Origin of the sequence: Mesorhizobium sp. M0243, from assembly GCF_040321775.1 — a bacterium.
Lineage (GTDB): Bacteria > Pseudomonadota > Alphaproteobacteria > Rhizobiales > Rhizobiaceae > Mesorhizobium.
The window spans coordinates 65,769-85,376 of the sequence record NZ_JAMYSF010000008.1 but is presented as its reverse complement, the minus strand read 5'-3'; the positions used below and the strand labels follow the sequence as shown (position 1 = coordinate 85,376).

General features: G+C 62.7%; 17 protein-coding genes. 5 read left to right on the top strand and 12 right to left on the bottom strand.

The annotated features are described in order from the left end of the window. Positions 1-145 precede the first annotated feature (145 nt). From NKJ11_RS13035 to NKJ11_RS13025, 3 genes are all read left to right on the top strand, one after another. On the top strand, positions 146-2,344 hold the full coding sequence (locus tag NKJ11_RS13035; RefSeq protein WP_352793477.1) for a caspase family protein: 2,199 nt from the start codon (positions 146-148) through the stop codon (positions 2,342-2,344). A gap of 109 nt (positions 2,345-2,453) precedes the next feature. After that, on the top strand, positions 2,454-2,834 hold the full coding sequence (locus tag NKJ11_RS13030) for a hypothetical protein (protein ID WP_352440845.1): 381 nt from the start codon (positions 2,454-2,456) through the stop codon (positions 2,832-2,834). After that, positions 2,831-3,538, top strand: coding sequence for a DUF4760 domain-containing protein (locus NKJ11_RS13025; RefSeq protein ID WP_352793475.1), 708 nt, complete (start codon positions 2,831-2,833; stop codon positions 3,536-3,538). The genes NKJ11_RS13030 and NKJ11_RS13025 overlap by 4 nt, the downstream gene beginning before the upstream one ends. Positions 3,539-3,598: 60 nt before the next feature. On the opposite strand, the gene NKJ11_RS13020 is transcribed toward NKJ11_RS13025, so the two are convergent. Next, positions 3,599-4,693, bottom strand: coding sequence for a trypsin-like serine peptidase (locus NKJ11_RS13020; protein ID WP_352793474.1), 1,095 nt, complete (start codon positions 4,691-4,693; stop codon positions 3,599-3,601). 396 nt (positions 4,694-5,089) lie between these two features. On the opposite strand from NKJ11_RS13020, the gene NKJ11_RS13015 reads away from it, so the two are divergent. Then, positions 5,090-6,187: a S1 family serine peptidase gene (locus NKJ11_RS13015; RefSeq protein WP_352793473.1), complete on the top strand. Its 1,098-nt coding sequence runs from the start codon at positions 5,090-5,092 to the stop codon at positions 6,185-6,187. Positions 6,188-6,259: 72 nt separating this feature from the next. On the opposite strand, the gene mgrA is transcribed toward NKJ11_RS13015, so the two are convergent. The 7 genes from mgrA to NKJ11_RS12980 all read right to left on the bottom strand — a co-directional run bounded on the left by mgrA (position 6,260) and on the right by NKJ11_RS12980 (position 13,626). After that, positions 6,260-7,306 carry an L-glyceraldehyde 3-phosphate reductase gene (mgrA, locus tag NKJ11_RS13010; RefSeq protein ID WP_023812497.1) on the bottom strand — a complete coding sequence of 349 codons (1,047 nt, stop codon included), beginning with the start codon at positions 7,304-7,306 and terminating at the stop codon, positions 6,260-6,262. 120 nt (positions 7,307-7,426) lie between these two features. Continuing rightward, the gene (locus tag NKJ11_RS13005) at positions 7,427-8,569 is read right to left on the bottom strand and encodes a Gfo/Idh/MocA family protein (RefSeq protein ID WP_023812496.1); all 1,143 of its coding nucleotides are present in this window, start codon (positions 8,567-8,569) and stop codon (positions 7,427-7,429) included. 11 nt (positions 8,570-8,580) lie between these two features. Then, positions 8,581-9,327 (bottom strand): sugar phosphate isomerase/epimerase family protein, encoded by a 747-nt coding sequence (locus NKJ11_RS13000; protein WP_128303236.1) that lies wholly within the window; start codon positions 9,325-9,327, stop codon positions 8,581-8,583. 53 nt (positions 9,328-9,380) lie between these two features. Then, complete coding sequence (locus NKJ11_RS12995; protein WP_352793472.1) at positions 9,381-10,478, bottom strand: ABC transporter ATP-binding protein; 1,098 nt, start codon at positions 10,476-10,478, stop codon at positions 9,381-9,383. 5 nt (positions 10,479-10,483) lie between these two features. After that, a complete protein-coding gene (locus NKJ11_RS12990; protein ID WP_128303237.1) occupies positions 10,484-11,422 on the bottom strand; it encodes a carbohydrate ABC transporter permease in 939 nt (312 codons plus the stop codon). Further along, positions 11,419-12,306 carry a carbohydrate ABC transporter permease gene (locus NKJ11_RS12985; RefSeq protein WP_027037757.1) on the bottom strand — a complete coding sequence of 296 codons (888 nt, stop codon included), beginning with the start codon at positions 12,304-12,306 and terminating at the stop codon, positions 11,419-11,421. The genes NKJ11_RS12990 and NKJ11_RS12985 overlap by 4 nt, the downstream gene beginning before the upstream one ends. 81 nt (positions 12,307-12,387) lie before the next feature. Then, entirely contained in the window at positions 12,388-13,626 is a 1,239-nt protein-coding gene (locus tag NKJ11_RS12980; protein ID WP_023812491.1) for an ABC transporter substrate-binding protein, read from the bottom strand. Positions 13,627-14,028: 402 nt separating this feature from the next. Between NKJ11_RS12980 and NKJ11_RS12975 the strand changes: the two genes are divergently transcribed. Beyond that, positions 14,029-15,084 carry a LacI family DNA-binding transcriptional regulator gene (locus NKJ11_RS12975; protein WP_023812490.1) on the top strand — a complete coding sequence of 352 codons (1,056 nt, stop codon included), beginning with the start codon at positions 14,029-14,031 and terminating at the stop codon, positions 15,082-15,084. A gap of 9 nt (positions 15,085-15,093) precedes the next feature. Here NKJ11_RS12975 and gnd read toward each other — a convergent pair whose 3' ends face one another. From gnd to NKJ11_RS12955, 4 genes are all read right to left on the bottom strand, one after another. Beyond that, positions 15,094-16,521 (bottom strand): NADP-dependent phosphogluconate dehydrogenase, encoded by a 1,428-nt coding sequence (gnd, locus tag NKJ11_RS12970; protein WP_352610122.1) that lies wholly within the window; start codon positions 16,519-16,521, stop codon positions 15,094-15,096. Positions 16,522-16,755: 234 nt separating this feature from the next. Beyond that, a complete protein-coding gene (locus NKJ11_RS12965) occupies positions 16,756-18,396 on the bottom strand; it encodes a copper resistance CopC/CopD family protein (protein ID WP_352793471.1) in 1,641 nt (546 codons plus the stop codon). Beyond that, a complete protein-coding gene (locus NKJ11_RS12960; RefSeq protein ID WP_352793470.1) occupies positions 18,393-18,968 on the bottom strand; it encodes a YcnI family copper-binding membrane protein in 576 nt (191 codons plus the stop codon). Before NKJ11_RS12960 ends, NKJ11_RS12965 begins: the two co-directional genes overlap by 4 nt. Before the next feature lie 40 nt (positions 18,969-19,008). Continuing rightward, a complete protein-coding gene (locus NKJ11_RS12955; RefSeq protein WP_352612917.1) occupies positions 19,009-19,548 on the bottom strand; it encodes a copper chaperone PCu(A)C in 540 nt (179 codons plus the stop codon). Positions 19,549-19,608 lie beyond the last annotated feature (60 nt).

Here is a 19,608-nt window from a genome sequence, read left to right as displayed (position 1 = left end):
GCATTCTGCCCGCAAGGCGGTCGAGAACATCGATCGGAGCGGGGCAACAGGCAGGTTGCTCTGCGATGTAACGTTCAAAATACTGACAATATCTTCAGCGAGGATTGCCGCGCTTGGAATTTCGGTCGGGCTTGGGGAAGCAATCATGATCAAATTGACGCGGCGGACGCTGCTGGTCGGCACGTCCGCTTTGACCATGGCCGGCATGGTGTCGTTCCGGACCATGGCCGCATCGCGCACCTATCATGCGCTGCTGGTCGCCTGCACCGAATATCCCAACCTTCCGCAGAGGAATTGGCTGGTCGGGCCGAAGAACGATGCAGCCCTCGTCCGCGACTATCTCCTGAAGAATGTGCCCGACCCGGTGCGGTTCGCGCCGGAGAACGTCACGCTGCTCGCCAAGGATGTCCCCGGCGCCAGTGGCCTGCCGACCCATGCGGCCATCAAGGCCGCATTGGCCGACCTTGCCGCCAAGGTTCAGCGCGACGATTTCGTCTATCTGCATCTGTCCGGTCACGGCGCCCAGCAGCCGCAGATGGTCAAGGGCGACGAAACCGACGGGCTCGACGAGATCTTCCTGCCCGTCGATATCGGCAAATGGATCAACCGCGATGCCGGCGTGCCCAATGCGCTGATCGACAACGAGATCGGCGCGGCACTCGACGCCATTCGCGACAAGGGCGCTTTCGTCTGGGTCGTGTTCGACTGCTGCCATTCCGGCACCGCGACACGCGCCGTCGAGGTCGATGACGAGTTGGAGCGCAAGGTCGAGTTCGCCGACCTGGTCGGCGGCAACGAGGCCGAGCGGGCTGCCGCGATCAAGGCCTATGACGAGGTGATTTCGGTCGCCGGCTCGCGCGGCGTCGACGACAATGGCACGCGCAAGCCCGCCTTCACCCTGACGCCGACCGGTGGCGAACCGATCACCAAGGGCAAACTGGTCGCCTTCTATGCCGCGCAGACGGTGGAGACGACACCGGAAATGCCGCTGCCCAAGGGCATCGCGGATGCGCCGCGGTTCGGCCTGTTCACCTTCACCATCCTGTCGAAACTGGCCGAGAATCCCAACGTCACCTATCGCCAGTTCGGCCAGGCCGTGCTGCAGCAATATTCGGCCGACAGCCGCACCCGGCCGACACCGCTGTTCGAGGGCGAACTGGATGCGCGGGTGTTCGGCACCGACAAGACAGACGCGGTCATGCAGTGGCCTGTCGTCATCAAGGACGGCGAAGCGACGATCGGCGCCGGCCTGCTGCACCGCCTCACCCCCGGCAGCAAGCTCGCCATCCTGCCGTCGGCGCTATCGCCGCTGTCCGACGCTGTCGGATTTTTGGAAGTGCAGTCGGCAAAAAACCTGGAAAGCCGCGTCAAGCCGGTCGAGTTCGACAAGAAGCCGGCGCTCAAAGTCGTCGACATTCCCGCCAATTCCTATGCGCGGGTGGCGGAGATCGCCGTCGACTACAAGCTCATCGTCGCGCGGCCGGCCGCGGCCAAGGGACTTGAGAAGGAAACCGCTCTGGTCAATGCGGTTCTCGACGAACTGGCCATAGCCAGGGAGACCGGCTTCAACATCGAGCTGGTCGAGCCCGGCAAGAGCGCCGACCTCCGCCTCGCGGTGATGCGCGAGAATGCCGTTCCCGGCGCCGCCAAGGATGCGACCGCTAAGCCGGCGCTGTGGTTCCTGCCGGCGTCGGGCGACGTGACCTTGAAGGAGGGCGGCAAACCGCCGCTGATCATCATTCACGACCGCCAGAAACTGGCCGATGCAACGACCAGGAACCTGCGCACCATCTTCCGCGCCACCGGGCTTTCGCGGCTGGCGGCGGCCTCGGACTACAGGCCCGAGGACGTCGACGTCCAGTTCCAGGTCAAACGTCGCGACAAGGATGGCCTCGAACCGCTGCAGGCTTCGGTTGTGCCGCGCGTCTCGCCGGGCGACGAAGTGCATGTGCTGGCCAAGAACGGCTCGGATCTGCTGGTCGACATCAACGTGCTCTATGTCGGCAGCGACTATTCGATCACCCATATCGTTGCCGAACGCCTCGCCCCGCAAGCCATACTCGAAGAGGGGCTGCTGGCTTTCACCGACACCAGCTTCGGCATGGAACGGATGATCGCGGTTTTGACCGAGGCGCCGCCGGAGAGCGAGAAGCAGGATCTGAGCTTCCTGGCACAGGACGGCGTCGCCTCGGCGACACGCGGAATGGGCTCCGCCAGCTTCTCCGACATGCTGACCGATCTCGGCATGGCGCCGGCAACCCGCTCGGTGATGCGGCTTGCCGACAAGAGCGGCCCGAAAGGCGCGGTGATGATCTTCCCGATGGAGACGGTGCCGCGCGCCTGAGCGGATGCCGGCGCGCAGGGCTCTGCGGCGGCTCTTGCGCGATCGGCGCGATATGAGAACATTCCCGGCCGCTGACGCATGACGGCGGATGAAATGGATAGGATCGATTGTGAAGAATTCTGTGTTTTCCTGGCGTGGAACGGTAGTCGGCCTTGCCGGCGGCCTGTTGCTGATCGCCAACGCGTCGGCGGACGAGGCCTGCGGCCTATGCGTCAAGCAGATCGTCACCAACTCGGAACTGGCGACATGTTTTCTCGATCAGTACGACCAGTTCGCCAAAAGCGGCAGCGACGCGGTTGTCGTCGATCTCAGCAACTGCGCCTCGCGTGGCGTCGTCGAAGCCTTGCCGTCCCCGAACAAGGGGGCGGCGGAGCCTGACGTACAGTTCATGATTTCGCGCCTGCAGTTGCAATGCCTGAAAAAGAAGCTGGAGACGCCGGGCATTGTGCTTGATCCCTCCGCCACCATTGAACTGGACAGCTGCGGATGAAGAAGCCGACGGGCAACACCAGGCAGACAGCAATGACCGCACCCGCAAAAGCGCAGGCCGGCAAACCGGCCCCGCAGGAAACCACCGAGGGTTTCCCGTGGCCAAGCAGCCACGAGATCAAGAAGGAGAGCAACCCCTTCACAGACCGCGATTGGCGCATGCTGGTCTATGCCTGGTCGGGCATGGCCGTGCGTCTCGCCATCATCTTCACCTTGATGTTCTCGGTCTACCAGTTCCTGGCCAACCAAGAGCAGAAGCGCGTCGAGCAGACCATGTCGCTTGTCGAGCTCTGGGAAAACAAGGACTACCAGCAGGCGCAGCGCGCGCTGAAAGATCGTCTGACGGCGCTCAACGCCAAATATGACAATCTGCTCAGCGCCAACCCCTCGCCAACCGAGGAGCAGGTGTTCCGGCAACGCATCGGCATCGAGGCGATGACCGCCTCCGGCGGCGACATGCCGCTCGCCGATTTCAGCGAGAATTTCGATCGCATCGTCTATTTCCTCAACCGGCTGTCCTTCTGCATCGACGGCGATTTGTGTTCGCGCAAAGTGACCGATGCTTATTTCCGTGACTATGCCGTCTCTTTCTGGAGCTATTTTGCCGGCTACATAGATAAGCAGCGCAAGGCGGGTTCTCCCACTTTCGCTTCGGCAATCGAGAGCTACGTGCGCAACGGCACGCCTGCAGCCGAAGCCAAATAGCGGCGCGAAAAAGGCGGCGGGATTGCTCCGCCGCCTTTTTCCACCGCGAAGGCGCAGTGATTACTTATACAGGCTGTTGATCCACTGGACATTGGCGGCGTTCAGGCGCACGGCGGTGTTCGCGTCGGGGCTTTCCGCCACGTTGACACCGGTGACGATGCGCTGCTTGGCCTTGTTGTCGTAGGCATAGACCGAGCTGCCGCTCGACCCTGGGAACGTATCGCAGTCGTACTGGAAATATTCCGGCGCGATGTTTTCGGCGTGCACTTCGCAGTTTGCCTTCCACATCGTGCCCATCGGCTTGTCGCCGGGATAGCCGACGAGATTGGCGGTGAAGTCGCCGAGATCGTCATAGTTCGCATAGCCCAGCCAGCCGAGATTGGTGCCGACATCCTGCTTCAGCGTGACGATGCCGAGATCCCACAGCAGGACCGAACCATAATAACCCTGGTAGTTGTCGATGAAGCCTTGCAGCACATAGGCGCTTTCGAAGGCGAAGGCGCCGAACGGTGCGTCGTCGGCCGTGCTGCCGTTAAGGCCCGGCACGAACAGGTAGTCGGAGAGCCAATCCTTGTCCTCATGACTGTAGAGGCAGTGCGCGGCGGTGAGTACGGTTCGCGGACCGATCAGCGTTGCCGAACAGCTGCCGAAGCTGCCCGTCTTCGGCGATTTGGCTTCGAGATAGCCTATTGCCGAGAACGGATAGGTCTTGGTGTTCTTGACCTGCTCGCGATCGTCGGTGCCGAAAACCTGGCGGCCGGCTTCGCCTTCGCCGAGGTCCGGATCCTCGGTCTTGCGCTCAGCCCCGTCTTTTCCAGTGGCCGGAGCGTTCAGTTCCTTGATGATAAGCTCCCGCAGCGCTTCGCTCGGCTCGATCTTGATCTCCTTGCCATCGGCGGACCGTCCGACGATGCCGTAGGATTTGACAGCTATTGCCTCGTCGGCAAGCGGCGCGGCGCGGCTGTCTTCGTCGGTCAGCTTCGGTGGCGCGATTGGCTTTGCCCGCCCGGGCTTGTAGTCGCCTGAAGTCGCGTCGCGCGCGCTTTCGCCATTGCCGGCACTGGCGGAGCCAGGATCGGCGGCGAAAGCTGGAACCGCCCACATTGCGGCGGAAAGTAATGTGGACGCAATGAGTGCGTTTGTCAGTTTTGTCATGGTGAGACTCTCCCAAAAGTCAGCAAGGACTGGATCAAGATACAGAAATATTGTCGAGATCGTGGTGGGGTCGAAAAAGGAGTTTGGTTACCGCACTTGAAATATGACCATCGCCTATGCGGTCGGTCAAAGCCCCCGCCAAAGACACCGGCGCGGATATATTGCCTAAATTAATACAACATTGGAATGACAATTAGCTTCCACATAGCCCGTGGGGGGCTATAGGGTTTTGAGCGGGGTCTGCACAGGAACGCGATAAGCGAAGCAGTGCCTGACTTGGTGTCCCTGCCGTGCTGCTACAACAAAAGCTGCGCGGCCTGACCATCAGTCTGAGGCTTGCTTTGTTGATCATGCGCAGGGGCTGGTCCGCTCGGGAACATATCAGGAGGGCTTCAGATGAACATCATCCATCGGTTCAGGCCGATCGCCGCCGCATCGCTGCTCGGCATCGCGGCCGCCCTTGCGGCAGCCAATTCCACCCAGGCCGACGAAGCGGTCACCCGACCGGAGGCAGCGGTCTCGCCAATGAAGCGCGTGACGGAAGCCAGAGCGAAAGCAGCGGCGGAGAACCCCGACGCGGCCGACCGCGTCTATGGCGGCAACCAGGCCGAAAAGGGAGCCTACCCGTTCCAGGTCGCGCTGCTCACCACCGACAGGCTGGACGAGAATCCGGCATCGCAGGCCAACGCCCAATTCTGCGGCGGCAGCCTGATCGCGCCTGAATGGGTGCTGACGGCAGCACACTGCCTCAACGACAAGGGCCAGCCGGTTTCGCCTGAGAGCGTCACCGTGCTGACCGGTGCAACCGATCTCAGCGAGGGCAAGCGCCACAAGGTGGTGGAGGTCATCGTCAACGAAGCCTACAGCGAACAGACCCTCGACAACGACATCGGCCTGCTCCGGCTTGCCGAACCGGCCGATGCGTCGACCATCAAGGTCACCCATGACGCAACGCCCGAGACAGGCAAAACGACGGTCACCGGCTGGGGCAAGATGCAGGATGGCACCTTCCCGACCACGCTGATGGTTGTCGATCTCGACCTGCAGCCCAACCAGGCCTGCAACAGCGGCATCAAGGCCATCTATGCGCGTGATCTGAAGGCAGCGCTCGGTGATCTGTCCCGCCGTATGCGCTATTCGGAAAAAGGCATCGACGCGGCCGCCAATGCGATCGCCGCCGACATGACCGACCCGCTGACCGGCAACATGATCTGCGCCGGCACCTCCAGCGGCGTGCGCGATGCCTGCAACGGCGACAGTGGCGGCCCGCTGTTCATGACCGGTGCCGAAGGCCCGGTCCAAATCGGCGTCGTCAGCTGGGGCGAAGGCCCGGCTGACGGCAGTGCGGCCTGCGGCCACAAGGACGCCTACGGCATCTACACGCGGCTGGCCAACTACACCGGCTGGATCGAGGCGAAGATGAAAAGCTCTGCTCCGGCGCCTGCCAAACCCAAGGCGGGACTCGGCACGGCGCAGAAACCGAAAACGCCCTGAACCGCGGCCATTTGGCTTCCCATGAAAAACGGCGGGAGTGCCCGCCGCTCTTATTTTGCCGGCTTGAGTGGTTTATTTTCGCGGCGGGCCTTTGCGCTCGGCCGAAGCTGCCCACAGATTGATATCGGACTCCCGGGCGTAGGTATCGATCTCGGCGAGTTCGGCATCGCTGAAGTCGAGCACCTTGAGCGCGCCGACGCAGTCCTCGACCTGCTCCGGCCGGCTGGCACCGATCAGCGCCGAGGTCACCCTGCCCTTGCGCAGCACCCAGGCCAGCGCCATCTGCGCCAGCGTCTGCCCACGCTTGCTGGCGATGGCGTCGAGCGCCTTGATGTTGGCGATGGTCTTGTCGTTGATGAAGGCTGTCTTCAGCGACTTGCCCTGGGAAGCACGGCTGCCGTCCGGAATGCCGCCGAGATACTTGTTGGTCAGCATGCCTTGCGCCAGCGGCGAGAACACGATGGAGCCGACGCCGAGCCCTTCGAGCGTGTCGAGCAGGCCGTCTTCCTCCACCCAGCGGTTCAGCATCGAATAGCTCGGCTGGTGGATGACGCAAGGCGTGCCAAGCTGCTTCAATATATCGGCGGCCTCGCGCGTGCGCTGCGAATTGTAGGACGAGATGCCGGCATAGAGCGCCTTGCCCGAGCGCACCGCATGGTCGAGCGCACCCATCGTTTCTTCCAGCGGCGTGTCGGGGTCGAAACGGTGCGAATAGAAGATATCGACATAGTCGAGCCCCATGCGCTTCAGGCTCTGGTCGAGGCTGGCCAGAATGTATTTGCGCCCGCCCCATTCGCCGTAGGGGCCGGCCCACATTTCGTAGCCGGCCTTCGTCGAGATGATCAGTTCGTCGCGGTAGGCGGCGAAGTCGGTGCGCAGGATTTCGCCGAAAGCGGTCTCGGCAGAACCGGGCGGCGGACCGTAATTGTTGGCGAGGTCGAAATGCGTGATGCCGAGGTCGAAGGCCTTGCGCGCGATCGCCTGCTTGGTCTTGTGCGGCGTGTCGTTGCCGAAATTATGCCACAACCCCAGCGAGATTGCCGGCAGCTTCAGGCCGGAGCGGCCACAGCGGTTGTAGATCATCTTTTCATAGCGGTTTTCGGCAGGCGTGTAGGGCATCGGAAAATCCTCAAATGGAAACGAGCCGGTCGGCTGCATCGCGACAACGCGGCGAGTTGGCTCTGCCCCTCACCCTTACCCTCTCTCCGTCGAAACGGGGAGAGGGTTGAGGTGTGCTGCCTATTTCTTCTTCGCCAAAAGCGCCTTGGCTTCCTTGACGCCAAGTGCCGCCGGCCGTTCGCAGGTGGTCTGCATGGCGACGAACTTGCCGGTTTCGCCGGAACGCAACAGCCCGGTCATCACGTCGACGGCGTGCAGCGCCAGCTCCATCGAACAGCGGTGCGGCCGGCCTTCCGCGATTGCCACCGCCATATCGGCGAGGCCTGATGTGCGGTAGTTGGCCATCATGCCTTGCGAATGCATCTCGTTGGGCACGCCGAACGGATGCGGCCAGTTCGGCAGCTTCTTGACCGGCTTGGCCGCGTCGGTGAAGCGAACGTCACCGCCGAAGAAATTCGGATCCGGCACGAACACCGTGCCTGTCTCGCCATAGAGTTCCATCGGCGCGTGGCCGTGAGCCCAGACGTCCCAGCTGGTGTTGAGCGTGATAACGGCGCCGTTCTCGAACTCCAGCAGCCCATGGATGGTCGTCGGCGTGTTGACCGGTATCTTTTCACCCGCGCGCGGCTTTGAACTGATCGTCCGCTCCTTGGCCGGCGTCGTCGCGAAGGCCGCGACCTGCTTCACCGGCCCGATCAGCTGGATCAGATTAGTGATGTAATACGGTCCGATATCGAGCACGGGACCGGCGCCCGGCTGGAAGAAGAAATCCGGATTGGGGTGCCAATGCTCCATGCCGTGGCCCATGACATGACAGGTACCACTCGTGACCTTGCCAAGCTTGCCGGTGTCGATCAGGTTGCGCACCAGCTGGTGCGCGCCGCCGAGGAAAGTGTCTGGCGCCGAGCCGATCCGAAGACCCTTTTTCTGCGCCCGCTTCTTAAGGTCGAGCCCTTCCTTGACCGACAGCACGAACGGTTTTTCCGAATAAACGTGCTTGCCGGCGTCGAGTATCTGCTTCGACACCTCATAATGCACCGCCGGGATGGTCAGGTTGACGATGATGTCGATGTCGTCGGCCCTGAGCAGGTCTTCGACGGTCTCGGCGCGCAGCTTGAACTCCTTCGCCCGAGCCCTGGCCGCCTCCATGTTGATGTCGGCGCAGGCACGCATCTCGATGCCGCGAAACAGCGGCGCCAGCGAAAAATACGCTTTCGAGATGTTGCCGCAGCCGATGACGCCGATGCCAAGTTTCTTTGCCATGCTGATTGCTCCTAATAGGTTTTGGCGGCTGCGATGGAGCGGCGGGCGAAACGCTCGATGTCGTTGGGGTTGTCCTGTTCCATGACGTAGTATTGGGCAGCACTCTTGGCACGCAGCACCTTGATCAGACCGGCCCAGTCGATGGTGCCATGGCCGACATCCGACCAGCCATCCTCATCCAGCCCCTCGCCGGGCTTGGCCATGTCCTTGACGTGGACGGCACTGATGCGCTTGCCGTGTTTCTCGATCCACGGCAACGGATCATCGCCGCCGCGCACCACCCAGGCAACGTCCATCTCCCAGCTGACATCGGGCGCGGATGACAGGATGTGGTCCTGCGGCACCGATCCGTCGGCAAGTTTCTTGAACTCGAAATCATGGTTGTGCCAGGCAAAGCCGTAGCCAGCCTTTTTCGCGGCGTCGCCGACCTTTGCCAGACGCTCACCAAAGCCGCTCCAGCCGGCGGCGTCGGATGGCCGCTGGTCGGGCATCAGGAAAGGGCAGATGAGCAGCGTGATACCGAGTGCGTCGGCGGTTCTGCGCACGCCGTCGAAATCGTTCTCGAGAGCGTCGATCGAGAAATGCCCAGTCGGCATGGCAAGCCCGTTCTTGTCGAGCTCGGCACGGAATGCCTCGGGATCATCATAGACGCCGCCAAAACCTTCGACCTGAGCGTAGCCGAGCTTGCCGAGCGTGGCGAGCACACCGTCCCAGGGTTGGAAATTGCGGGCGCTGTAAAGTTGGAATGACCAATTCATCGTCTCTGTCCGTTTCGCTTGGGGATTGTCGTTGGAAGGTTGGTTCTCGGAAGCTAGATGCGTGTGCCGGTTGCCGTGTCGAAAAGCGAGGCGCGCATCGGATCGAAGCCAAGCGTCACCGCCTCGTCGTTCTTGGGCGTGCGTTCCGAGGTCACCCGGACGCTGAAATTCTGCTGGGCAAGCTTCAGCCAGACCAGCGTGTCGGAGCCCATGGGCTCGACCACCTCGACATTGGCGGCTATCGAGAACGGCCAGCCGGTGCCACTGTTCAGACTGACATGCTCGGGCCTGATACCGAATGTGACGGGGCCTGGAGCCGGAGGCTTGGCAAAGTCGTAAGTGCCGAGCGGGATCTTGATATCGTCGGCCGCGAACCGCCAGCCGCCGTCCGCGTCTTCCAGACGGCCATCGACGAAGTTCATTGCGGGCGAGCCGAGGAAGCCGGCGACGAAGCGGTTGACCGGACGGTTGTAGATGGTCTGCGGCGCATCGAGCTGCTGGATGACGCCGCCCTTCATCACCGCGATGCGGTCGGCCAGCGTCATCGCCTCGATCTGGTCGTGGGTGACGTAGATCATGGTGTTCTGCAGCTTGCGATGCAGCAGCTTGATCTCGACGCGCAGTTCGGCGCGCAGCTTGGCATCGAGATTGGACAGCGGCTCGTCGAACAGAAACACATCGACATCGCGCACCAGCGCCCGTCCGATCGCGACGCGCTGACGCTGGCCGCCGGAAAGGGCGGCCGGCTTGCGTTGCAGCAGCGGTTCGATCTGCAGGATTTCAGCCGCCCGCGCGATCCGCTTGGCGATCTCTTCTCTTGGCGTGCCGGCGACACGCAGCCCGAAGGACAGGTTCTTCTCCACCGTCATTTGCGGATAGAGCGCATAGGACTGGAACACCATGCCGATGCCGCGATCCTTGGGCTCTTCCCAGGTGACGTTCTTGCCCTTGATGAAGATGCGGCCCTCGGAGACATCGAGCAGGCCGGCAATGCAGTTGAGCAAGGTCGACTTGCCGCAGCCGGACGGCCCGAGCAGCACGATGAACTCGCCATCGGCGACATCGAGATTGAGCGTCTCCAGGACGGTCACCGCGCCGAAATTCAGCGACAGGTCCTGGATCGAAACGCTGGTATCGTTGGCTGCCGTCATCGCCATCACCCCTTCACCGCGCCGGCGGCGATGCCGCGTACGAAAAGCTTGCCGGAAATGAAGTAGACGATGAGCGGCACAAGCCCGGTCAGGATGGTTGCGGCCATGTTGACGTTGTACTCCTTCACGCCTTGCACCGAATTGACGATGTTGTTGAGCTGCACCGTCATCGGATAGGTGTCGGGGCGGGTGTAGACGACGCCGAACAGGAAGTCGTTCCAGATGCCGGTCACCTGCAGGATGATGGCGACGACGAAGATCGGCAGCGACATCGGCAGCATGATGCGCAGGAAGATGCCCCAGAAGCCGGCGCCGTCGACGCGTGCCGCCCGGAACAGCTCTTCCGGCATCGAGACGAAATAATTGCGGAACAGCAGCGTCAGGATCGGCATGCCGAAAATGGAATGGACGATCACCAGCCCGCTGAGGCTGCCATAGAGGCCGATCTCGCGCAGGATGATGACGATCGGATAGATCATCACCTGGTAGGGAATGAAGGCGCCGACGATCAGGATGATGAAGAACGTATCGGCGCCCTTGAAGCGCCAATTGGCCAGTGCATAACCATTCACCGAGGCGATGGCGATCGACAGCAGCACCGACGGCACGGTGATCCGCACCGAATTCCAGAAACCGCGCGAGAGCCCGTCGCAGTTAAGGCCAGTGCAGGCCGTTGACCACGCCTTGACCCACGGCTCGAAGGTGATCTCGAGCGGCGGTGAGAAGATGTTGCCGAGCCGGATCTCCGGCATGCCCTTGAGCGAGGTGACGACCATGACATAGAGCGGCAAGAGGTAGTAGACCGCCATGACGAACAATGTGCCGTAGAGGAAGACGTTGCGGCGCGAAATCACGCGGCGCGGCTTTGGACCGTAGGGCCCGGCGATGTCCTGGCGCGCGCCGGCGGCAGTGCTTGCTTGAGCGGTGATGTCTGCAATGCTCATTTGCGTCGCCCGAACTCGAGATAGGCCCAAGGCACGATGACGATCACCACCGAGAGCAGCATCATGGTCGAGGCGGCAAAACCCTGGCCGAGGTTCTGGGCGAAGAACATATAGTCGTAGACGTATTTGGCCGGCACTTCGGATGCGATGCCCGGGCCGCCGCTGGTCTGGGCCACGACCAGGTCATAGACCTTGACGATGCCGGAAGCGATGATGACGAGCGTGGTGATGAAGACCGGCCGCATCATCGGGATGACGATGAACAGATAGGTCTTCCACATCGGGATCCCATCCACGCGCGCCGCCTTCCAGATGTCTTCGTCGATACCGCGCAGGCCGGCCAGCATCAGGCACATGATGAGCCCGGTGCCTTGCCACAGCGCAGCGATCGATATGCCGTAGATGACGATGCTGGAATTGTAGAGCGGGTCGAAGCTGAAGCTCGTCCAGCCCAAGTCCCGCACGACATGCTGGATGCCGAAATCCGGATTGAGCAACCACTGCCAGACCAGGCCGGTGACGATGAAGGAGAGCGCGAAAGGATAGAGGAAGATGGTGCGGAACGTGTCCTCGAAGCGGATCTTCTGATCGAGCAGCGCGGCAAGCAGAAAACCGATGACCAGCGAGAACACCAGGGAGATCGCGCCGTAGATCAACAGGTTCTCGATCGAGATCAGCCAGCGCGGCGCCGCCCACAGGCGGTAATACTGGTCGAGCCCGACGAAATTCAGGCGCGGCAGGAGCTTCGAATTGGTGAAGGAATAGAGCACCGTCCAAACGGTGCCGCCGACGAAAACCACCATGGCGGTGAGGATCATCGGGATCGAGGCGACCTTCGCATTGAGGTTGCGGAACAGAAGGTTGGGGCGTTCGCTCTTGCTCATCTCGTCAGCCGGCTGGGTAAGGGCGGTGCATTCCCGGCCCTGCATTCGCAAGGCCGGGAATGAGGCGGGTTGCCTCCAGCGTCAGTCCGCCGAAGCGATGAGGTCGGCGAAGCGCTTCTGCGCGTCTTCGATGGTCAGTTCCGGCTTGGCGAAGAATTCGGCGAAAAGGTCTTCCTTCTGTTTCTGGGTGTCCTGTGAAAGCAGTTGGTCCGTCCACGGCATGACGGCGCCCTTGGCAAGAATGGCGAGGCCCTTCTTCATGCAGTCGTTGGCCGCATTGAGATCGACGTCGCCGCGCACCGGCAGGGATCCCTTCTTTAGATTGAAGGCAACCTGCGTCTTGGGATCGAGCAGCGTCTCGGCCAGCACCTCCTGCGCCTTGCTCTTGTCGGCATCCTTGAGCAGCGGGAAATAGAAGGCGTCACCGCCCGTGGCTATGACCTCGTTCAGCCCAAGGCCCGGCAGGCAGGTATAATCCTTGCCGGCGGTCTTGCCGGCAACCTGGAACTCGCCCTGCGCCCAGTCGCCCATGATCTGGCCAGCGGCCTTGCCGGTGATGACCAGGTTGGTCGCCTGGTTCCAGTCCTGCACATTGGTGTTCTTCGCCATCTTGCGGGCATCGTCCGCGGCCTTGAAGACCTTGGCGACTTCGGGCCCGGCGGCGAACTTGGCATCCTTGTCCTTGTAGACCTTGAGGAATGTGTCCGTACCGCCCACAGCCGCAAGCAGGACGTCGAAGGCACCGGAGGATTGCCAGGCCTGACCGCCGACGGCGAGCGGGATGATGCCGGCCTTTTCCAGCGCCGGCGCTGCCGCCACGAATTCATTCCAGTCCTTCGGCAACGGCACGCCGGCCTTCGCGAAGGCTTCGTTGGACAGCCACAGCCACTGCCAGGAATGGATGTTGACGGGCACGCAGTAGATCTTGCCGTCGATGGTGCAGCCGTCGAGCAGGCTCTTCGGCCGGACGACATCAGTCCACTTGCCCTTGGTGGCGACGTCGGTGAGGTCGCGCATCAGGCCGGCCTGCACCAGTTCCTCCGCCTGCCGGCCATGGTTGAACTGCGTGGCGCCCATCGGATCGCCACCGGTGATGCGGCTGATCATGATTGGCCGCGCCGTGCCGCCGGAGCCGGCAATGGCGCCATCCACCCAGTGGTTGCCGGTTGCATCGAATGCCTTGGCAAGTTCCGCAACCGCCGCCGCCTCGCCGCCCGACGTCCACCAATGGGTGACTTCCAGGTCCGTCGCGGCCGCTTGGCCGGCAAACTGCAACGCGGCCGTCGCTGCCAGCGCAGCGGTCAAAAGTTTGTATCGCATTTCGGCTCCTCCCAGATCTGAAACGTTACAGATTTTCGATACGGCAATTGCGCGGGCTGTGCAACCCATCAACGAAGCGCCCTCGATATTTTTTCGGACCGCGAACAAATTCGCATGAATGATCGCGCTTCCCATGCACTGCAGCATGGTTTGTTGCGGCGCAAACACCGAAATGCCGCCTGATACGGGCAAAAGGCGTCGGCAGAGGCGATTTCTCCTGGAATCCCAATGCGTTTCGCAAAAGAACCATCCACCTCGTGGCGATGGACATGTAACTCGATATGGCAATCTGTAACGTTTCAGTATATTGAGGCTTTGCCGGGGCTGGAACGCATATCGTACCGCTATGGCGGCGATTGCCGACATGGCTCGCGGCTGCTATGCGCCTGACGGGCGGGACGAATGGACAGACAGCGTACGGACAAGAACGGGGAGACCTCGGCACAGGGACGGCCGACGTTGAAGACGCTTGCCTTCATGACCGGGCTCGGCGTCACCACTGTGTCACGCGCCTTGAAGGATGCCCCGGAAATCGGCGCCGAAACCAGGCGTCGCGTCCAGCTCGTCGCCAAGCAGATCGGCTACCGGCCGAACCGCGCCGGCGTGCGTCTGCGCACCGGCAGGACCAATGTCATCAGCCTCGTGCTCAACACCGACCGCGAGATCATGAGCTTCGTCTCGGACATCATCTACGGCGTTTCGGAAGTGCTCGCCGAAACGCCCTATCACCTGATCGTCACGCCCTATTCCCGCTCGCAGGATCCGATGGAGCCGATCCGCTATCTCGTCGAGACCGGCTCGGCCGACGGAGTCATCATTTCGCGCACCCAACCGAACGATCCGCGCGCCCGCTACATGCTCGAGCACGGCATGCCCTTTGCCACGCATGGGCGCACCGACATGGGCCTCGTCCATCCCTACCATGACTTCGACAACCATGTTTTCGCGATGGAAGCCGTGCGCCGCCTGGCGAGCATGGGCAGGCACAAGCTGGCGCTTCTGTCGCCGCCGCCCGGGCTGACCTATTATGGCCACACGCTGAACGGCTTTGCCGATGCGCTAAGCGAGGTCGGAGCCAGCGAAATTCCGTTCAACACCGTTTCCATCGATCACACGATCGAGCAGATCAGGACCAGAACCGCGCAGGTGATGCGCCGCGAGAACAGGCCGGACGGCTTCGTCAGCAGCGCTGCCGCCGCGACACTGGCGATCGTCGCCGGCATCGAGGATGCCGGCCTCAAGCTTGGCCGCGACGTCGATGTCGTGTCCAAGCAGTCGTCGGACCTGTTGCACCTGTTCCGGCCGGAATTGCTCGTCGTCAACGAGAACTTCCGCCTGGCCGGCTCCGATCTCGCCCGCTCCGTGCTCGGCTGGATCGGCGGCGCCGCACCCGGCTCGTTGCAGCGCCTGGTCGCCACCAGCGAGGTTCGGGCGTTCAGCCCGCCGGTTTCCGTTTAGGCCCTTGGGCTAACCAGCCGCACCGCTTCCCCACGGCCCATGGAACGCGCCTTTGTCGTCGATACGCTCGAAGCCGTGCGCGCCGAAAAAGTCGCGCTGCGCCTGGATCAGGTTCGACGTGCCGCGGCCCTGGCGGTAGCTGTCGAAATAGGCAAGTGCGGAAGACAGCGCCGGAACCGGCGAGCCGGCCTCCGAAGCCCTCGCCACGATGCGCCGCAGCGACGGATGCGCTTCCTGCATCAGCGCGATGAAGGCCGGGGCCATCAGCAGGTTGGTCGAGGCGCCGCCCTTGCTGAAGGCCTCCGCCATGGTGTCGAGCATCTGCGAGCGGATGATGCAGCCGGCGCGCCAGATCCTGGCGATGGTCGGCATTGGCAGGTTCCAGTTGAATTCCTTGGAGGCGCCGCTCATCACCGCAAAACCTTGGGCGTAGGCGGCGATCTTGCCGGCGAACAGCGCCAGTTCCAGATCTTTCAGCAAGGCGTCCTTGTCACCGGAAATCTTCGTCACGCCGATGTTGCCATAGGCCTTTTCCGCCGCCAGCCGCTCGTCCTTGATCGACGATAGAACGCGCGCCGCCACCGCCGCCTCGATCGCGGTGGCCGGGATGCCGAGCTGCTGCGCCTCGATGACAGACCATTTGCCGGTGCCCTTCTGGCCGGCGCGATCAAGGATGATGTCGACCACCGGCTTGCCGGTCTTCGGATCGTCTGATGCCAGCACCTTGGCGGTGATCTCGATCAGGTAGGAATTGAGCCGGCCCTTGTTCCAGTTGGCGAACACCGTGCCGATCTCCTTCGGGTCCATGCCCAGGCCGTCGCGCAGGATGCCGTATATCTCCGCGATCATCTGCATGTCGGCATATTCGATGCCGTTATGGATGGTCTTGACGAAATGTCCGGCGCCGTCGGTGCCGAGCCATGCCGCGCAGGGTTCGTCCTTGAACTTGGCGGAGATCGCCGTCAGCACCTTCTCGACGCGCTTCCATGAGTCCTCCGTGCCGCCGACCATGATCGACGGCCCATGGCGCGCGCCCTCCTCACCCCCGGACACGCCCATACCGATGAAAGTGAGGTCCGAGCTGGAAAGCTCGGAGAAGCGCCGCATCGTGTCGCGGAAATTGGCGTTGCCGGCGTCGATGACGATGTCGTTGGCCGACAGCACGCCGCGCAGAGCCGCGATCTGTTCGTCGACCGGCATGCCGGCCAGCACCATGATGATGATCGGGCGCGGCGGCCGGATCGCGGCGGCAAGCTCTTCCAGGCTGTAGCAGGGCACGACCATGTCCCTGAGCGCGCCGGCATTCTCGATGAAAGCGTCCGTGCGCGCCCTGGTGCGGTTGAAGACGGCGATGCGATGCCCGTGCTCGGCGATGTTGAGCGCCAGGTTGGAGCCCATCGTGCCAAGGCCGATCAGGCCGATTTCGGCTTTTTCCATCGTTTTTTTCCTGCCTTCGGATTTTGTTGAGATCGCGTTTTGCCGCGATGATTGACGGGCCTTTCGGGCTGCGTCAACCGCCTCGCCGAATTGTGTTGATGCCGCGGCGTGTGAGATTCAGGTCAGGCCGAGTCGAGAATGGTGGTTTCCGAGAACCGGAGCGGAGCGTACTTAAAGTACGTGAGCACCGGAAGCGCAGGAAGCCGCCGTTCGCAGGCCGGCATCACCTGAATATCACTCGGCGCGGATGTCGACGGGCGCCTCGATCTTCACCATCTCGAAGTCCGAGACCAGTATGTCGATGCGCACCGTCCACCGGCCGGCCACCGGGATGACGAGGTTGTCGACACGCCAACTGCCGTCGCCGGGCTTGGCCGCCGCGCGCTTCAAGGGCTCGATGCCCGAATCGGGTTTCGACAGCACAAGCGTCACCTCCTTGGCGTCGAGCGGGCCGAAATCGCCGCTCATGATGATCATCGAGGCGACGACCGGTCCGGCATGGCCCGGCGTGATGCTGAGATCGGCCATCGCTTTCAGCGCGTGGATATGGACCGACACCGGTTGCGCTGCCGCAATCGCGAGGGCTCGTGGCGGCGGCGTGAAGCGCCAGCCCGCGGCAACGCCGAAAATCGCCAACACGATCAACATCTCGACGCCGATCGAGCGGACCAACCTGCGTTGAACTTCCGTCGATCCCGCCTCGGCCGATGCCGTGAGTTTCCAGCGGTTGACGGCGGCGAGCGTGAACAGAAAGACCAGCAGCCCGAGCTTGATCAACAGCAGCCTTCCATAGGCGGTGTCGACCAGCGCCAACGGTGTTTGCACCTGGACGACGGCAAGCACGATGCCGGCAGAGGCAAGCACGGCCACCACCGGCAGGATCGCCCAAGAAAACCGCCGCAGGAATGGCGTGGCCCCCGCCGATTGCCCCTTCAGCGCCAGCCCGAGTGGGACCAATGCGCCGGCCCACAATGCGATGCCGACGCCGTGCAGGAACACCATCGGCCGTGTCAGCCATTGCGGTTCGGCGGCACTGGCATGGCCGCTGGCGGCAAGGGCAACCCCCACCCCGGCCAGGCCGGCCAGCGCCAATGGTTTGGCGGTAGCGCGGGGGCCGGCCAGCGACAGCAGGCCAAGGCCCAGCGCGATCAGCGCGACCAGCACTGTCCAGCCGAAACTGGTGCTAAGCCCGGTCCGCCAGATGACCGGCTGCGCCAGATGCGAGAGCGGGGCCCCAAGTGCGTCCAGCCCCTGAAAGCCGAGCGACAAGGGTGCCGCGACCAGCCCGCACAGGATTGCAACGATGGAGAAACGCCGGCCAGCCTGTCCGCCCCCGGCCAGCCAGGCAAGCGCGAAGGCGCCGCCGGCGCCGAGGAAAAGCCCGAGGTAGAGAAAAACCTTGCCGAGCCAGATCGCCGACCGCAACGGCCAGTCGACGGCTTCGGACACGGCCGGCGGTTCGCTTGGCGCGCCGATGGAAAACAGCAGCGATCCGCCGACGGGATGACCGTCTGCCGAAATGACACGCCAGCTCAGTACATGCGTACCGGATTTGAGCGGTTGCGGATTGTCGATCTCGAGCGTCTGGTCGCTGAGACGGAATGACGTCAGAGCAACCGGCGTTCCGTCGGGCTTCACCAGGGTCAGCACCAGTGGCGACACCGGCTCACTGAAGGTCAGCGAGAACTGTGCCGGCCCCTGTTCCAGCACCGCGCCGTCGGCCGGATCGGTCTTGATCAGCGCGGCATGGGCAAAGGCCTGATCTGACACGGCAAGGCTGGCAAGAAACACGATCACGGCCAACAGGCCGGCGGCAAGCCGGCCGGCAGGTTTGCAGGCCATGGAAGCCGTTTGCAGGAGGGGGGTCGTGCTCATGTCACCGCCACGAAAAAGAGCGGCGCGCTCGCATTAGCGCGCCGCCGTGGGGAACATTTATTAGGGAACACCTTGATGCCGGGTGCCGGGTTTTCCAGCGCGTCCTCATCCTGGCCGGCTGCCGGGATTTCGATCCAGCGGTCGGCGGCCCCATCGCATTCCTGCACAACTGGGAAGTAAAGCTTCTGGCCGACAGGGAGATCCGCCGTCAGCGTCGCGCGGAAGACGAACTCGTCGTAGAATTCATCTGGCAGGCTGCCGCCGCTCCAGTCGACCTCCTTGACCCCGTCGGCAACCGCCTGACCATAGAGCTGGTAGGATTTGTCGTACTTGCCCTTCTTGGTCTGCAGCGTCCAGCCAGGCTTCGGCATCGGCTTCACCGCGATCACCCCTTCCGGAATCTGCACGCGCACGGCGGTCGTCGCCTTGCCGTCGCAGCCATGCGGCACCCGCAAAACGGCCTTGTAGGTCGAGCCGACCGCCGCCTCCTGGGTTTCGAACGTGACATGCGCGAAGGCAGCACTGGTTCCGAGCGCGAGAAGTGCGCCGGCTGACAAAAGATATTTGTTCATGATGGTCCCTCGGATTTCAAAATTTGTCGAACTGGCGCGGTCAATTGGCGTGATCGTCCATGGCGCCACCGCCCATGCCTTCGACAGCGAAATCGACGCTGACGGCGCCGGCCTTTTCGAAGGTCAGGGTAGCGGAGAACTTTTCGCCCTGTTTGGGTTGTCGCTTCAGGCCGATGAACATCAAATGATAGCCGCCAGGCGCAAGGGCTACCTTGCCGCCGGCCGGAATTTCCAGGCCGCCGGCAACCGGACGCATGGTCATGACGCCGTCCTTGACGCCCATCTGATGCAGCTCGGCCTTTTCAGAGACATCGGAGGAAATCGACACCAGCCGGTCCGGCGCACTGCCGTTGTTGGTGATGGTGAAATAGCCGCCGGCGACCTTGGCGCCGGCCGGCGTGGCGCGCGACCAGGGGTGGCCGATCTCGAGATCGCCAACCTTGAACTCATGCGCGAGGACGGACTGGGCGCCTGTGAACAGCAGCGCAAGAGCCAGCACGGCAATGCCGACACGCTCTTCGACGCTGCGTAGAATGCCGCCGAGCATAGGACGCGCCGCGTCAGGGAAAAAATAGGACATGGTTGCTCCATGGAGTGAAGGTCGCGCCGTTGTCGGTCGCGAGCAGTTTGATCTTTGGAT

What these genes read in the sequence shown, in the direction of transcription:
- NKJ11_RS12985 (WP_027037757.1), bottom strand. Translation starts at nt 12,306, where the DNA reads ATGAGCAAGAGCGAACGCCCCAACCTTCTGTTCCGCAACCTCAATGCG.
- NKJ11_RS12990 (WP_128303237.1), bottom strand. Translation starts at nt 11,422, where the DNA reads ATGAGCATTGCAGACATCACCGCTCAAGCAAGCACTGCCGCCGGCGCG.
- mgrA (WP_023812497.1), bottom strand. Translation starts at nt 7,306, where the DNA reads ATGCCCTACACGCCTGCCGAAAACCGCTATGAAAAGATGATCTACAAC.
- NKJ11_RS12965 (WP_352793471.1), bottom strand. Translation starts at nt 18,396, where the DNA reads ATGAGCACGACCCCCCTCCTGCAAACGGCTTCCATGGCCTGCAAACCT.
- NKJ11_RS12995 (WP_352793472.1), bottom strand. Translation starts at nt 10,478, where the DNA reads ATGACGGCAGCCAACGATACCAGCGTTTCGATCCAGGACCTGTCGCTG.
- NKJ11_RS13005 (WP_023812496.1), bottom strand. Translation starts at nt 8,569, where the DNA reads ATGGCAAAGAAACTTGGCATCGGCGTCATCGGCTGCGGCAACATCTCG.
- NKJ11_RS12960 (WP_352793470.1), bottom strand. Translation starts at nt 18,968, where the DNA reads ATGAACAAATATCTTTTGTCAGCCGGCGCACTTCTCGCGCTCGGAACC.
- NKJ11_RS13000 (WP_128303236.1), bottom strand. Translation starts at nt 9,327, where the DNA reads ATGAATTGGTCATTCCAACTTTACAGCGCCCGCAATTTCCAACCCTGG.
- NKJ11_RS13025 (WP_352793475.1), top strand. Translation starts at nt 2,831, where the DNA reads ATGAAGAAGCCGACGGGCAACACCAGGCAGACAGCAATGACCGCACCC.
- NKJ11_RS13020 (WP_352793474.1), bottom strand. Translation starts at nt 4,693, where the DNA reads ATGACAAAACTGACAAACGCACTCATTGCGTCCACATTACTTTCCGCC.
- NKJ11_RS13035 (WP_352793477.1), top strand. Translation starts at nt 146, where the DNA reads ATGATCAAATTGACGCGGCGGACGCTGCTGGTCGGCACGTCCGCTTTG.
- NKJ11_RS12975 (WP_023812490.1), top strand. Translation starts at nt 14,029, where the DNA reads ATGGACAGACAGCGTACGGACAAGAACGGGGAGACCTCGGCACAGGGA.
- gnd (WP_352610122.1), bottom strand. Translation starts at nt 16,521, where the DNA reads ATGGAAAAAGCCGAAATCGGCCTGATCGGCCTTGGCACGATGGGCTCC.
- NKJ11_RS12955 (WP_352612917.1), bottom strand. Translation starts at nt 19,548, where the DNA reads ATGTCCTATTTTTTCCCTGACGCGGCGCGTCCTATGCTCGGCGGCATT.
- NKJ11_RS12980 (WP_023812491.1), bottom strand. Translation starts at nt 13,626, where the DNA reads ATGCGATACAAACTTTTGACCGCTGCGCTGGCAGCGACGGCCGCGTTG.
- NKJ11_RS13015 (WP_352793473.1), top strand. Translation starts at nt 5,090, where the DNA reads ATGAACATCATCCATCGGTTCAGGCCGATCGCCGCCGCATCGCTGCTC.